Here is a 14,995-nt window from a genome sequence, read left to right on the forward strand (position 1 = left end):
AGGTGCTGGATCTGGCGATCGCGTGCCCGGACCAGCCCGGCACCAGCGGGTATCGGACCCTGCTCCACGTCACCATCGGACTCGAAGAACTCAAGTCCGGGATCGGGACCGCGTGCCTGGACTTCGTCGGGGCCCTGACCGCTCGTGAAGCCCGGCTCGCCGCCTGCGACTGCCTCATGCTGCCGATCGTCCTCAGCGCCTCCGGGGAACCGTTGGACATGGGACGGCTGAGACGGTTCGTCACTCCCGGCCAACGGCGGGCGTTGAACATCCGCGACCGGGGATGCGCCTTCCCCGGCTGCCATCGGCAGCCGAAGCACTGCCACACCCACCACATTGATCACTGGGCAGACGGCGGACCCACCGACCTCCGCAACCTCACCTTGCTCTGCGGCTTCCACCACCGCCTCATCCACCACGGCGACTGGCAAGTCCGGATGGCGGCCGACGGGCTACCCGAGTTCACACCACCCCAGTACCTGGATCCGCTACGAAGACCCCGGCGCAACACCCTCCACCACGCCGCCTAACCCCGCATGACCCGAGGAGCCCGCCAGCCACACCGGCGACGGGCCCCTCGGCATGCCTGTAGGCCGGTAGGACAACGCCTCGTGTGAACGCGCTGCTCCCCGCTCGCTTCCGACCAGCTCCCTGCACCGGCACGACACCGTGGGTCCATAACCGGCCGTGCTCACACCACCTCGAAGTTCGCCATCATCGCCATGTCCTCGTGTTCGGCGTTGTGGCAATGGAAGACGTAGCGGCCGCGGTAGCCGTCGAAACGGGCGATGACCTCGACCGACTCGCCCGGCTTCAGATCGACGGTGTCCTTGATGCCGCCGTCGAACGGTCCCGGCGGACGGCCGCCGCGGGACAGGATCCGGAAGCCCACCAGGTGCAGATGCACGGGGTGGTGGATGTCGGCGACGAACCGCCAGATCTCGACGTCGCCAAGGCGCGGGCTCGCCGACATCAGGTCCGGCGAGAACGGCGCCCCGCCGATCACCCAGCCCGCGTGGCCGTGAACGGTCCCGGCGCGGAACGAGAACTCCCGTGTGGTCGTGGCCTGTTCACGCGCGAGCGGCGCGATTTCGCTGAGCTTCGCCGGGACCCGGCTCTCGTCCAGTGCGCGACGGGCGACGACGAACCGCATGACCTGGCCGGTCGAGCCGGTGCCGAGCCGGTTCACCAGGGTGACTTCGGTGCCCACTGGATATCGGCCGAAGTCGATGACGACGTCGTATCGCTCCGCGGGTGCGATGGGGAGGTGGTCGTGTTCGCGCGGTGCTTCGAGGAGGCCTTGGTCGCCGCCGATCTGGACGAAGCCATCGCCGCCCGGCGGGGGAGGATCGAGCGCGAGGTCGTAGCGGCGGGCGTTGGAACCGTTCAAAACACGGAGTCGGTACCGCACGGCCGCCACCTCGTGTACTGGCCACGGCGCGCCGTTGACGAGGATGACATCCCCGAAAACCCCTTCCACGAATGCACTATCCACCCCAGGCGTGGTCCGCAAGGTCCGGTCGAGCGACGGGTACGCGAATGCGCCGTGCTCGTCGAAGGAGCGGTCGGCGATCATCAGCGGCAGTTCGCGTTCCCCGGACGGGAGCCCCAGCGCCTCTTCCTCGTCGTCGCGCACCAGATGGAAACCGGCGAGGCCCCGATAGACGGCCGGACCGGTGAAGTCCATGCGGTGGTCGTGGTACCACAGAGTCGCGGCCCGTTGCCGCAACGGGAAGACGTAGTCGCGTTCACCGTCCGCGATCCGGGCGCGGGCGTCGACCATGCCGTGCCCGCCGTGTCCGGCGTCCCAGCCGGACAGCGGCAGGACGAGATCGGTCGGGTAACCGTCGGACTCGGCGGGAGTGTGCCCGCCATGCAGGTGGACGACGGTCGGGACGGGAAGTTCGTTGCGGTGGCGCACCACCGTCGTCCGGTCCCGCCGTGATTCGATCGTGGGCCCCGGAAAGATCCCGTCGTAACCCCAGATCGGCGTCCGGACACCGGGAAGGATCTCGGCCGTCGCCGCCCGCTGGGTGATCCGGTAGTGATCCGCGTCGTCCGTCCTGTGTGGACGGATAACCGGAGGGATCGGGAGCGGTACCCGGAACGGTTCCGGCAGGGGGAGCCCGCTGCGCAGCAGTTCACCGGTGCCCGGCGAACCCTGCGCGAGCAGCCGGGGCGCGGTGAGCCCGGCGGCCAGGAGGACACCGGCTCCACCGCGAGCCCGAAAAACGTCCGCCGGGGAAGGCGGCGGCTCATCGGCCCGCCCGCCAGATTTGCGGACGCCAGAGGGCGACGGTCGTCAAAACCATCCCGGCGACGAGGGCGACGCCGAGGGGGATGTGCAGGTCGAGCGCGCCGTCCATACCGGCGAAGTACTGCGCGGTCTCGCCCGCCGCGAGCAGCAGGCTGACCCAGAACAGCCAGCGCGGTCCGCGGACCAGCCACAGGACCAGCGCCGCCAGGATCTGGGCGTACGCCAGGAACGACACGGCGTCGGCACCCACCCGATGCAGCCCCAGCATGTCGTAGTCGCCGCCCAGGTAGCCGCCGGCGAAGACCGGCTGGCCGATGATCGCGACGGTGTGGGCGCTCACGAGCACCCGGTTCACCATCAGCGTCCCGTTCGCCTTCCGGCTTCGGGTAGTCACGGTTTCACTCACGTGACCGAACGTAAGAGCCGTGGCCTTATGCTGTCCAAGACAAGATCAGTTATCTATTCATAGCAGACTGGGTATGAGCGATGGATCTTCTGGCGCTCCGGTACTTCCAGACGGTCGCCCGGCTCGAACACGTCGGCCGCGCGGCCGAGAAACTGCGTGTCGCGCAGCCCTCGCTCAGCCGGACGTTGGCCAGGCTGGAAAACGACCTCGGCGTCCCGCTGTTCGACCGGCACGGCCGCCGGATCCGGCTCAACCGGTTCGGCGCCGCGTTCCTCCGCCGCGTCGACCGGGTACTGGCCGAACTCGACGACGCCCGCCGGGAACTCGACGACGCCGCCGGGCTGGAACGTGGCACCGTCACGGTCGCGGCGGAAAGCCTGCTCGCCCTGACCGAACCGCTCCGCACCTTCATCCCCGGGCACCCGCTGGTGGACGTGCGGCTGTCGCAGGCATCGGCGGAGGGGATGGCCGGAAAACTGCGGTCCGGCGACGTCGACCTGTGCGTCACGTCGCAACCTCTGTCCGGCAACGACGTCCGCAGCCGCGTGCTCCTGGACGAACCCGTGATGCTGTGTGTGCCGTCCGGCCATCGGCTCGCCGGACGCGGCCGCGTCGCACTCGCGGACCTCGCCGGAGAGCCATTCCTCACCACACGGCCCGGTTACTGGCAACGCGAACTCGCCGATCACCTTTTCGCGAAGGCCGGTCTCGACCTCCACATCGTTTGTGAAGGCGATGAAGCCGCCGTGCTCTTCCAGCTCATCGACGCCGGTCTCGGCATCGCGTTCGTGCCCTCGCTCGGGCTGCGGGCGGAGAGCAGGGCTTCGGTGGTCTGGCTCGACGTCGACGATCCCGATTGCCGCCGCGTGCTCAGCGTCGCGTGGCGCGAGGACACCTACCTTTCCGCCGCCGCGCGCCGGTTCCGCGACCACACCGTCGAACATTTCCAGGCACAGGCCGAGGCCGGGCCCCGGTCGGACTGACCAGGACCCGGCCTCGGGGGAACCGCTACGGGTTGAGCGTGACGCTGTAGGCGCTCATGGCCTCGCCGAGCGGCTGGAAGTACGACGTTCCGCTGCCCTTGCCGGAGGTGATGCCCAGTCCGACGCTGCCGGAGAAGAGGCAGCCGCCCGAGTCACCGGGGTTGACCAGCGCGCTGGTCTGGATCAGCTGGTACACCGAGCCTTCGGCGTAGTTCACCGTGACGTTCAGCCGCTGCACCGAACCCGAGGTGAGGTGGGTGGTGCTGCCGCTCTTGCTGATCCGCTGCCCGACGGTGGCGGATCCGGCGGAGGCGATCCGCTGGGTGGAGCCGTTCCACAGGGTGACCGCGCCGGGCGCGCTGCCGGTGGTGTTGCGGATCAGGCCGTAGTCGTTGGTCGGGAAGCTCGCACCCTGCGACGGGCCGACGTTCCACTGCGACACCGCGCGGGTGCAGTGGCCGGCGTCGAGGATGTAGTTCTGGCCACCGCGGTTGGTGTTGAACCCGACCGAGCAGCGGGTGCCGCCGCCGGTGATGGCCTCACCGTTGTAGATCGCGGTGTGCATCTCGCCGGTGGTCCGCTCCACGCGGACCCGGTCGCCGAGCGCTTCGGCGGCCTTCACGAGGGCTTCGGCGCCCTTGGCCGCGTCGGACACGGTCAGCACGACCTGGTTGCTCTTCGGGTCGAGGCCGATCGACGTGTGCGCGACCGTGGGCAGCGCCTGCAGGGCGTTCTGCGCTCCCGCCAGCGCCGCGCTGGAGTGTTTGACCACCCGCGCCCGCGCGCCGGTCGCGGTCACCTGGTCCGCGGCGGCCTGGTCGAGCACGTTCACCACCGGTTCGGCGGCGTCATCGAGGTAACCGTCGGCGGCACGGGAACCCAAGGCGGCGGTGACCTTCTGCAGTGTGTCGACGCTGCCGGTCTGCTTCCGCAGCAACTCGGTGGCGGCGGCTTCGCTGATCCGCGCCTCCGCGGCCAGCGAGGTGACCGCCTCCCGCTGCACGGTGGGGGAGTAACCCTCGATGGTGGTGGCGGTGGCCGTGGACGGGGCGAGGAAACCGATGACCGCGGCGGCGGCCACCAGCGTGGTGGCGGTACGGGCTGAGGGGGTTGGGCGCATACCGGTGACTCACTTTCGCGAGGGGAGATCCAGCGCGAGGGGTGGCCGCACTGGACACAGTGGGGTAGCCGGGCGCGACCGAGGTGGCCCGGCACCGGTGATCCGGTGTCGATCAGGGTGATCCCGTGACACCGGACCCCGGTACCGACTTTCGTTGGACAGGAAGAAAAATAGGTACCGCGCCCTTCGCCCTACCTAAACCTCAGCCGCCGAGACCGAGCCGCGCGAAGCGTTCCCCGATGAGCCGGTGCGTGGCCGCGTCCGGATGGAGGTCGTCGGGCAGCGGCGATTCGGCGTTGTCAGCCTCGCCGTACAGTTCGAGGCCGTCGAGGTACCGCAGGTTCGGGTCGGTGGCGGCGCGCTCCTTGACGATGCGCGCGAGTTCACCGCGGATCATGGTGAGGGTCAGCTTGCCCGCCGCGGTCTCCGCCGGATCGCCCGTGGCCACGAACCGCAGCTTTCCTTCGCTCAGCGAACCGGGATCCATGGCGCTGGGCCCCGGTGTGTGCTCGTGGATGGGGCAGTAGATCGGCGAAATGACCAGCAGCGGCGCGGTGGGGTGTCCTTCCCTGATGGTGTCGAGGAAACCGTGCACGGCCGGTCCGAACGCGCGCAGCCGCAGTACGTCGGAGTTCACGAGGTTGATCCCGATCTTGACGCTGATCAGGTCGGCCGGCGTGTCCCGCATGGCCCTGGCGGTGAACGGGTCGAGCAGCGCACTGCCGCTGAACCCGAGGTTGACCAGGTCCATCCCGGCCAGCCTCGCGGCCAGTGCGGGCCACGTACCGGTCGGGGTCGCCGCGTTGGAGCCGTGGCTGATCGAACTGCCGTGATGCAGCCAGACCTTGCGACCGGTGGACTGTGCATTGTGGACTTCCGCGTCGGTCCGCAAGGCGACCAGCCGGGTGGCTTCGTCATGCGGCAGCCAGAGCTCGACGTCCTTCCCGCGACCTGGCAGGCCGGAGAAGCGCAGGGTCCGTACCGGGCCGGGCTCGGCTTGCGCGGTGCCCGCGGCCATATCGATGGTGAGTGTGTCGCCGTCGTCCACGCCGGCCTGGCTCACGAGCTGCCCGTCGACGAGGAGTTCGTAGACGCCGTCGGGCCGCGGCGGCGCGCCGACGTAGACCCGTTTGGTGGCGATGACGTCCAGCTCGACGGCCGTGGCCGCGGTGCGGAACACCAGCCGCACACCGGACGGCTGCGCTTCCGCCATGGCCAGCAGGGCGTCGGGGATCTGCTGCCGGGCGTGCGCGGTCAGCCGGTGGGGGAGCACGCCGCGTTCGGTGTACTCCAGGTCCAACGCGCCGCGGACGAGGGCGGCGGTGATCGGGGTCGTGATCATTTCCTTGGTCATTTCTTTCGGGGCCAAGCGCGCAAGAGGACGTCGAGCGCGTCGAGGATTTCGGTCCAGCTCTCCTGTGAGCCGGGACTGCTGTGGCTGAAGCTTCCGGAGGACTCCAGGCCGACGTAACCGCTGAAGACACTGCCCAGCAGCCGCACCGCGTGCGTCTGGTGCGGTTCGGCCAGGTCATAGCCGCGCAGGATCGCCCGCATCAGCTGGGCATGCCGGATACCCGCGCTGGCGGCGGCCTTCTCCGGCGCGAGCCGGAATCTCGCGGCGGCGAACCGGCCCGGGTGTTCGAGGGCGTAGTCACGATGGACGTTCGCCAAGGCGATCAGCGCGTCCTTCCCCGCCAGGCCCGCGACCGCCGCCGACGCGAGGTCGGCGAGTTCCGCCAAGGCCAGCAAGGCGATCTCGGTCTTCAGGTCGTGGGCGCTCTTCACGTGCGAGTACAGGCTCGCCGTCTTGACGCCGCACCGCTTCGCGAGCTCGGTCGGGGTCACCTGCTCGAAGCCGATCTCGTCGGCCATCTCCGCCCCTGCCCGCACTACGCGCTCCGTGGTCAGTCCCGCCCTTGCCATGCCACCACGTTACCATAGTCCATTCTGGATTTGCCTAATTCTTTTAGGAAAGCGAAACCTGGGTTCGGTAGCACCCGGTCCGGTGCACGCTGGGTGCCACCGAACGGAGGTGAACGTGATGAACACGGTGGATCCGGCGCGGGCCCGGCATGACCGCATCGAGTGCCTGCGGGGGGACGGGCGTCTGCTCGTCGGCGGGATCCTGGCTTCGGCCGTCACGCCGGCCTGCGGATTCCTGGCCGGGCACGGCTTCGGCACCTTGGTCGAAATGTTCCGGACCATGGCGATCGACAGCGTCTTCGACGACCGCGGCGACAGCGATCCGCCGTACGGGGTGATGTGGGGGACTTTCGGCTTCGTGGGCTGCCTCTTCGCGGCGACGCTCGCGGGAAGTGCCCTGCGGCGCTACCAGGGGCGGCCGTCCGGACCGGCGTTCCCGATCGTGCTGGTCTTCGCGGCTATCACGCTCGGCACCGGCGACTCCTCGCGAGAATGGCTTCCGCCGCTCGCCGTCGGCACCGCGGTCGACCCCGTCTTCCACGAGAACGAAGAGTGGGGGTTCTGGGCGTGGCTGATGTACTACGCGGACCGGTGGGTGCCCCTGCTCATGCTCGTCTTGACGCTTCTTGTGCTGTGGTACGCCGTTCAGGACTCCCGCCGGTACGCCGAAATGGCCCGGACCCGGGACCGGCTCCTGACCTACGGCCGTCGTGTGCCGGCCCGGATCGCCGAGGTGGAGGTCCACCTCGGCGGGGACGAATCGGCGAAGCGGGCCGTCGGCGCGATCGTCACGCTGTGCTTCGACGATCTCGCGGGTGTCCGGCACTGGGTGACCCGCCGCACCCGGGACACCACGATCGCGACCGCCGAAGTGCTGTTCGACCCGGCATCACCGGACGACGACAAGAAGATCTTCGTGGCGCTCCGGCGCTGCCCCGCCCTCAGCGATTGGCTGCCCGCGGCCTGAACGCCGCCCGAAAGTCTGGAGTCACGTTCATGTCGGTCGTCCCACCACCCGCCCGGCCCGGCCCACTCGCCGCCGTCCGCGGGTTCCTGGCCGGGATCGTCATCGGGACGACGCTGTGCGCCTTCGTCGTCGGCATCATCATCGAGTACGTTCCCTTGATCATCGCCGGCGTGGGGCTTCCCCTCGTCTACGGCTTTCTGCTCTACGCCGCCGGGGCACCACGACGCGCTCGCGAGGCGGCGATCGTCCCGGTGGTGGCGCTCGCCAAGATCGAAAGCCTGCGGGCGAGTGGCACGGAAACGGGAGACATCCCGGTCGACTTCGTCCTTACCGTCGCACCCGACGGCGCGGCATCGCACCGCGTGAAGATCACCCACGGCGTCAACCTGGTCGACATCCCGGACCATCGGCCGGGCAACGTCCTCGTCGTCCAGTACCCGCCGGACCGGCCGTGGAAGGCGAAGATCGTGGAGCGGCTGTCACCGGAGTGGGAGCGCCGCGTGGCCGAAGCCGTGATCGAATCCGCTCCGGAGTCCAGCCTGGTGCAGGAGCCGCCGGAAGGCTGCCTGTTCGGTGCGCTCACGTTGCTCGGGTTGCTGCTCGGCGCGGCACTGGTGCTGTTCCTGTTCCGCGCGGAACTGTTCGCGCCGGAAGCCCCCGCCCGGACGGAAGAAACGCAGTCCAGCGTGACCACGTCATCGTCGGGCTCCGCGACGGTCACCGTGGACCGGCCGCTGCTGGGCGAGGGGGAATTGCGCCGGGCGATCGACTCGCTGGCGGGGGCGACGGACGTCTCGCGGGTGCTCACCGCGGTGGTCGAAGAGCGGCGGCTGACCGTGGTCTTCGCGCCGACGGACGCGCAGGTGCCGCGATTCGATCTGCGCGCACTGGCCGTCGACCGCGTCCCGGCGCTGGTCGAGCGGGCGACGACCACGATCGACGTCGGTTCGCCGCGGACCTGGCAGGTCATCGCCGTCCCCTTCGGTGGTGTGGTCAGCCTCCGCGTCGTCGTGACCGGCCCCGACGGGAGTGGCTCGCTCCCGGACGGCGGCTGATAGAACTGTCCGATGCGGGATTTCTTCAAGGGGTTCAAGATGTTCGGGCAAGGCCTGGGCATTCTGCTGCGATCGCCGAAACTGCTGCTGATCGGGGCGCTGCCCGCGGTGCTGACCACACTGCTGCTGCTCGGCGGTGTCGTCGCGCTGGCGTTCTGGATCGACGACCTCTCCCTGCTGATCACGCCGTTCGCCGACGACTGGGACCCGGGCTGGCGGACGACGATCCGGGTGGCGGTCGGCGTCGCGGTCTTCGGCGTGGTGCTGGCCCTGTGCCTGATCGGGTTCACGGCGATCACCCTCGCCGTCGGCGGTCCGTTCTACGAGCACATCGCGGAGAAGGTCGAGGACGATCTCGGCGGGGTTCCCGGTGCGGTGGACCTGTCGTTCTGGCGGTTGCTGGGGATGGGCCTGAAGGACGGGCTGTCGCTCGTGCTGCGGTCGCTGATGTTCACGATCCCGCTGTTGATCGCGGGCTTCATCCCCGTGGTCGGACAGACCGTCGTGCCGGTCCTGCTGGCCTTGGTCACGGCGTGGTTCCTGGCACTGGAACTGATCGCCGTGCCGTTCTACCGGCGCGGGATGGACCTCAAGCAACGGCGGCTGCTGCTTCGCAAACGGCGCGCGCTCGCTCTCGGTCTCGGACTTCCCGCCTCCCTGCTGAGCCTGATCCCGTTCGCCGTCCTGATCGTGATGCCGGTGGGCTTCGTCGGCGGGGTTCTCGTCGCCCGTGAGGTCCTCGAGGCGGACGCAGTGGACCGGAAAGTCTGAGCGACCGGCAGGCCCCTGTCGCGGGCCTGCCGGTCACTCACCGGTTAGGCGACGGGTTCGATCCAGATGTTGCGGAACCGCGGGTTCTCCCCGGGGTCGCCGTGGTCCTGGAGCCGGATCGCGCCCGGCCCGGCGTTCTCCGGGTTGCTGTCACCCGTGCCGCCGTCGATCTCCACGTTGTCGTGGACCACCACGCCATTCCAGACCACGGTCACCCGGGCGTTGTCGGTCTTGTTCCCGGCCCCGTCGAACCGCGCGGCGCGGAAGGTGACGTCGTAGGTCTGCCACGTTCCCGGTGCCGCCGCCATGTTCCGGTCGGGCGCCTTCTTCAGGTAGATCGCCCCGGCTTCATTGCTGGCGAGGGTGGTGTCGCCGAACGATTCCAGCACCTGAAGCTCGTAGCGTTCCTGGAGGTAGACACCGCTGTTGCCCCTGGCCTGCCCGGTCACCTCGGGCGGATAGTTCGGCTCGTTCCACTCGACGTGCAGCCGGAAGTCGCCGAACTGCTGCTTCGTCCGGATGTCACCGCCGTTCGACTCCATCGCCCCGCCCGCCACCGGCCAGGTCGCGGCGCCGCCCGCCCGTTTCTCCCAGGCGTCGAGGTTTTTGCCGTCGAACAACTGGATGCGCTGGGTGGCGGTGACGGTCAGGCTGTCGAGGTTGACGTTGCCCGCGTCGCCGCTGTCGTAGCGGTAGGAGATCGAATTCGTTCCGGCGGCGAGGGTCAGGGTCTCCGGTTGGGAGTTCCAGGTGTCCCAGTTGCCGGTGCCGGCGAGCCTGACTTGCCTGACCTTCGTGCCGTTGACGTAAACGCTCACGGATTTGGGCCCGGGTGCCGGATCCGGGCCGTTGGCGTAGCGCAAGGCCGCGTTGTAGGTCCCGGCCTTGGGGACGTTCACCGTGAACGTCGTCGCGGCGCCCGGGTTCCAGTAGCCGTCGACGAAGCCGGTGCCGGTGTAGCCGGCGTGGTTGGTGTTGGTCGCGGCGCCACCGCTGAGCGCGGCGCGTTCCGCTTCGTAGGTCGTACTCGCCGCCGGGCCACCGACCAGGGAGTTCAGCGTGTACCACGCCTCGGTGCTCCACAACGCCGCACCGGACTCCGCGGCGAACGGGCGCGGGGACCGGACGTGCACCACGTGTCCCGCCTTCAGGCCGGACATCCGCAGCGTGACCTTCTTGCGGTCGGGGGACAGGCTCGCGGAGGTGACGGACAAGGTCTGCTCGTCGATCTTCGGCCCGCCGTACGCGGGAGTGGGCTGGTAGCGCCACTGCTGCGCCTGGTACTTCGCCGCGAGGTTCTGCGCTGTCTCGGCCGACAGCGGCTGGGTGTATTCGAGTTCGAAGCCGCCCGCGACGGCGCGCATCGCGCGGATGTCGAAGGCGTTCGTACCGTTCGGCGTCACCTTCTGGAGGCCGTAGGCAAGCTTGCCGGGCTGGCCCCAGTTACCGCCGCCGTCGATGCCGCCGGTGTAGATCGCGCCGTCGGGGCCGAGGCTGATCCGGCTGACCCCCGACTCGAGTCCTTGCGTCATCCTGAACACGGCGCCCTGGTACTCGCCGTTGACCTTCTCCAGGAACGCCCGCTGCAGCCCGCCGTAGGTCACGTCGCCGTACACCATCTGCCCGGCGAAAGGACCTTGCGACAGCATCACCATGTTGCTCGGCGAGTTCGCGATCTCGTTGTGCGGCAACCACAACACCGGCGCGGTCACCGACTTCGAGTCGAACGGTCCCGGGGGATTGGTGTAGTGGTTGAAGAAGCGGTCCTGCTTGATCCGCACGAGCTTGTTCGCGGGCAGCCAGCCGCCTTGGTTGTCGGTGACGAAGACGTCGCCTTCCGGGCCCCATCCGATGCCGTGCGGGGTGCGCAACCCGCCGGCGATGTAGGACACCTGGCCGGTCGCCTTGTCGATCTTGATCGTGGTGCCGCGATTCGGCGCGGGCTGCGGGTCGGTCGTCGCGCCGCCGTAGTTGATCGACACGGAAAGGTTGGCGTAGAAGTAGCCGCCCTTGTACAGCAGGCCGAACGCGAACTCGTGGAAGTTGCCGCCGAAGGGCCAAGTGGCGACCGTACGGTAGTTGTCGGTCACGCCGTCGCCGTTGTTGTCGTTCAGTTCGACGAGCCGCGTCTTCTCCGACACGTACAGCTTGCCGTCGACGTACTTGATCCCCATCGGTTCCTTCAACCCGCTGGCGACCCGCTTGGTCTTGACCTTGGCGGGGTCGGTGTTCCCGGTGACGTTGCTCAGCACGTGGACCTCACCGAGGACCTTGTCGGAGCCGCCCCACGTGGCGATGGCGAGGCGTCCGTCCGGTAGCCAATCCATCCCGGTGACCTGCGGCTGGAAACCGTCGGGCCGCAGGTTCGTCAGCGTGAAACCGGGGTGGACGCCGTTGAGCGGCAGGCCGTCACCCGGTGAGTCCGCGACGCCCTCGCACTCCTTGCGGCCCGGCGAGGTCACCCGGACGACGTCGGCGTCGGTGCTGAGCACCGAAGTCGGCACGATCGTGAAATCGGCCGCGCCCGGCGGCCGCCATTCGAGGGTGATCTGCTGGTCGTAAAGATTGTCGAAATGGTCGATCCGCAGCGCGCGGTATCCCGTGGCCAGCTCGACGGAGCCGGTCGCCGGGGTCGCGCCGTGCAGGCCGTCGTGGTTGATCACCCGCTGCCCGTCGATGAGCAGCCGGGAGCCGTCGTCGCTGGTGAGGCGGAATTCGTACCGGCCGGCGGTGGCGATGTCGAGGTTGGCGGTCACCTCGGACACGAACTGGTCGCCGATTCCGAAATCGGCCGTGCTGGTCCAGTTGATCGTCGGCAGCACTTTGTCGACGTTGGGGGTCTGGCCGGACTTGAGCGCGCAGAGCTTGTCGATCTGGCGCTGGAGGTCGTACGTGCGGAGCGTGACCCCGGGTTGCTGGGGCGGGACAGCCGCTTCGGCCGGTGCGGTCACGAGTCCCGACAGGGTCGTGACCAGCGCCAATGAGGCGACGATGGACCGGTGGAAGCGCTTGCGGACAGACGGAAGCATCGTTGCTCCTCGAGGTTGGCGGCGGAGCACCTCTGTGACGTCCGCTGAACCTAAGAGGACTTTCGTCCTAAGTCAACGAAAGTCTGTACAACTCGGACGAAAGTTAGCCCGAACGGCCGCCTGGTGTCCACAAAGGACAGAGGAGGTCCGACGGGCTTGCGCCATTCAGGTGGCAACCTGGCGAGTACGCGACGATTGCCGAGGCCGGAACGACAGAGCCGGTATGGATCGTCCCGGTGGGGATTCACCGTTGACCCCGCATCAACTGCCTGCCCTGCCCCCGACCTTCGTCGGACGGGAGGCCGAACTGGCCAAGCTCAGCGCGCTCGCCGACCGGGCGAGGGACGGGCAGGCGATCGCGGTCGTGATCGTCGCCGGGGCGCCTGGCGTGGGCAAGACCGCCTTGGCCGTGCTGTGGGCGCACCGGCAGCGAGAGCGGTATCCGCACGGCGATCTCTACTGCGACCTTCACGGCTACTCGCCGGGGCCCCCGAGCACCCCTCACGAGGCACTCGCCGGATTTCTGACCGCGCTCGAAGTGCCGGGGAAGATGATCCCGCGCAGCCTCGAAGCGAAGTCGGCCCTCTTCCGATCCCTGGTGAACGATCGCCGGTTCGTCATCGTCCTCGACAACGTCACGTCCCCGGACGAAGTCCGCGCTCTGCTGCCCAGCACACCCGGCTGCTTCGTGATGGTGACCAGCCGCAGCAGCCTTTCGGGTCTCGTCGTCCGCAACGGCGCGCATCGGATCACCCTCGACATGCTGACCCCGGCGGAGTCCGAAGCCCTTCTGCGCAAGGTGATCGGGCGGGAACGGGCGGACGGCGAACCCGGCGCGATCGGCGACCTGGCCGGCCTGTGCGGACATCTGCCGCTCGCCCTGCGAATCGCGGCCGAGCGGGTGGCGGCCCATCCCTATCTGCGGCTCGCCGACCTGCTCGGCGAACTCACGACGGAGGCGCGGACGCTGGACGCCCTCGAGACGGGTGACGACGAGATGTCCGCGCTGCGGCCCGTTTTCTCGTGGTCGTATCGAGCACTCGATCCCGAGACCGCCCGCGTCTTCCGGGTACTCGGCCTGCATCCCGGCCCGACCATCAGCGTGGCCGCCGCGACGGTACTGACCGGTTCCCCCGCCGTGGACGTCCGGCGCAGGCTGGACAACCTGACCGGTGGCTGCCTGCTGTTCGAAGTGGAGCGCGAACGGTTCCGGTTCCACGATCTCCTGCGCGTCTACGCGAAAGAGCGTGTCGAGGCCGAGGAAACGGCCGACGAACGGGAAAACGCGGCCAAACGACTGCTGGAGTGGTACCTGGCCGGTGCCGATTCCGCGGACCGCGTGCTCACCCCGATGCGCAGGCGCAGCCCGCTCGGCCTCACCACCGACGTGTCCGGCCTGCTCGACTTCGGCAGCTACGGTGACGCCCTCGCCTGGTGCGAGGCCGAACAACCCAACCTGGTGGCGTCCGTGCACGCCGCGCTGGCCGCCGACTGGCCGGAGATCGCGTGTCGGCTGCCGCTCGCGTTATGGGCGTTCTTCACGTTGCGCAAACCATGGGCGGACTGGATTGCGACCTACAAGGCCGGTGTCGAGGCCGCCCGGCGATGCGCCGACCCGTTCAGCGAAGCCTCGTTGCTGGCCGGGCTGGGCATCGCCCACCGCGATCTGTGCCGGTTCGAGGAAGCGCTGGAGTACTTGGGATCCGCACTCGCCCTCCGACGCATGATCGGGGACGCCTGGGGACAGGGGCAGGCCCTGATCAGCCTCGGCATCGCCTACCACGAACAAGGCGAGTTCGCCGAGGCCCTCGGCCATCACGGGGAAGCGCTGGCCGTCTTCCAGGAACTCGATGACGAATGGGGAGTCGCGCAGACCCTGCACTTCCTCGGCCTGACCAACCACGAACTGGGCCGTTTCGAGAAGGCCTACGAGACCCTGCGGGAGGCCTTGGACATCCGGCACCGGATCGGTTACCGCTACGGCGAGGCGGAATCACTGGTCGGGCTCGCGCTCGTCTTCCAGAAGATCGATCGAAGCGGTGAATCCGGCGGTCATCTCGATCGCGCGCTCGAGATCCGCCGTGAGATGGGGGATCGCTACGGCGAGGCGGCGGCACTGGATCACCTCGGCCAGCTCTGGGCGGCGACGGGCGAGGTGACCTCGGCGAAGGAGTGCTGGCGTGACGCCTTGAAGATCTTCACCGAGCTGGGCGCTCCCCGGGCCGCCGACGTGTACGCCCGACTTCAGCGGATCTCTTGAGAGGTAGCCGAACTCCGTGATGGCCTCCTTCCCTGCTCTCGAAGTCAGGGTCCGGAAAAGTCGAGGTAGGGCGGGCACTGGTTCTCAGATGCCGTCCGGGCGTGGCTTTCGCGACATGGGCGGGCTGGCGGCAGCCTCCACGGACTGTGGAACCGCAGCCTGGCGTCACGGCCGTCCCGCATCGGTCGGTAGCGAAGGGCCCCTTCACTACCTTCAGGGTAGGC

At 68.8% G+C, this 14,995-nt stretch carries 11 protein-coding genes and 1 pseudogene; 6 read left to right on the top strand and 6 right to left on the bottom strand.

Going from position 1 to position 14,995, the window contains the following annotated elements; genetic code table 11:
- On the top strand, positions 1-530 hold a 530-nt coding region (locus tag AVL48_RS00005; protein WP_156515754.1), incomplete at its 5' end, for an HNH endonuclease signature motif containing protein.
- Positions 531-691: 161 nt separating this feature from the next.
- On the opposite strand, the pseudogene AVL48_RS00010 reads toward AVL48_RS00005, so the two are convergent.
- Positions 692-2,259: pseudogene (locus tag AVL48_RS00010) on the bottom strand (multicopper oxidase family protein).
- Positions 2,256-2,663, bottom strand: a complete 408-nt coding sequence (locus AVL48_RS00015; RefSeq protein ID WP_177242348.1) for a hypothetical protein — start codon at positions 2,661-2,663, stop codon at positions 2,256-2,258. Before AVL48_RS00015 ends, AVL48_RS00010 begins: the two are co-directional and overlap by 4 nt.
- 80 nt (positions 2,664-2,743) lie before the next feature.
- On the opposite strand from AVL48_RS00015, the gene AVL48_RS00020 reads away from it, so the two are divergent.
- The gene (locus tag AVL48_RS00020; RefSeq protein WP_061983090.1) at positions 2,744-3,646 is read left to right on the top strand and encodes a LysR family transcriptional regulator; all 903 of its coding nucleotides are present in this window, start codon (positions 2,744-2,746) and stop codon (positions 3,644-3,646) included.
- Between the two features lie 25 nt (positions 3,647-3,671).
- Here AVL48_RS00020 and AVL48_RS00025 read toward each other — a convergent pair whose 3' ends face one another.
- From AVL48_RS00025 to AVL48_RS00035, 3 genes are all read right to left on the bottom strand, one after another.
- Complete coding sequence (locus tag AVL48_RS00025) at positions 3,672-4,766, bottom strand: S1 family peptidase (protein WP_061983089.1); 1,095 nt, start codon at positions 4,764-4,766, stop codon at positions 3,672-3,674.
- A gap of 202 nt (positions 4,767-4,968) precedes the next feature.
- A complete protein-coding gene (locus AVL48_RS00030; RefSeq protein ID WP_177242349.1) occupies positions 4,969-6,108 on the bottom strand; it encodes a GDSL-type esterase/lipase family protein in 1,140 nt (379 codons plus the stop codon).
- 8 nt (positions 6,109-6,116) lie between these two features.
- Entirely contained in the window at positions 6,117-6,689 is a 573-nt protein-coding gene (locus AVL48_RS00035) for a TetR/AcrR family transcriptional regulator (RefSeq protein ID WP_061983087.1), read from the bottom strand.
- Positions 6,690-6,807: 118 nt separating this feature from the next.
- On the opposite strand from AVL48_RS00035, the gene AVL48_RS00040 reads away from it, so the two are divergent.
- The 3 genes from AVL48_RS00040 to AVL48_RS00050 are packed head-to-tail and all read left to right on the top strand — an operon-like array spanning position 6,808 to position 9,482.
- Positions 6,808-7,656 (top strand): hypothetical protein, encoded by an 849-nt coding sequence (locus tag AVL48_RS00040; protein WP_061983086.1) that lies wholly within the window; start codon positions 6,808-6,810, stop codon positions 7,654-7,656.
- A 29-nt stretch (positions 7,657-7,685) separates the two neighbouring features.
- Positions 7,686-8,711: a hypothetical protein gene (locus AVL48_RS00045; RefSeq protein WP_061983085.1), complete on the top strand. Its 1,026-nt coding sequence runs from the start codon at positions 7,686-7,688 to the stop codon at positions 8,709-8,711.
- A 12-nt stretch (positions 8,712-8,723) separates the two neighbouring features.
- A complete protein-coding gene (locus tag AVL48_RS00050; RefSeq protein ID WP_061983084.1) occupies positions 8,724-9,482 on the top strand; it encodes an EI24 domain-containing protein in 759 nt (252 codons plus the stop codon).
- A gap of 44 nt (positions 9,483-9,526) precedes the next feature.
- Here the strand turns inward: AVL48_RS00050 and AVL48_RS00055 are convergent, their stop codons facing one another.
- Positions 9,527-12,511: a 3-keto-alpha-glucoside-1,2-lyase-like domain-containing protein gene (locus AVL48_RS00055; RefSeq protein WP_061983083.1), complete on the bottom strand. Its 2,985-nt coding sequence runs from the start codon at positions 12,509-12,511 to the stop codon at positions 9,527-9,529.
- Positions 12,512-12,761: 250 nt separating this feature from the next.
- Here AVL48_RS00055 and AVL48_RS00060 point away from each other — a divergent pair, with 250 nt between their 5' ends.
- Positions 12,762-14,771 carry an ATP-binding protein gene (locus AVL48_RS00060; protein ID WP_158070217.1) on the top strand — a complete coding sequence of 670 codons (2,010 nt, stop codon included), beginning with the start codon at positions 12,762-12,764 and terminating at the stop codon, positions 14,769-14,771.
- Positions 14,772-14,995 lie beyond the last annotated feature (224 nt).

The organism is Amycolatopsis regifaucium (assembly GCF_001613935.1).
In the GTDB taxonomy this organism is placed as follows: Bacteria; Actinomycetota; Actinomycetes; order Mycobacteriales; family Pseudonocardiaceae; genus Amycolatopsis; species Amycolatopsis regifaucium.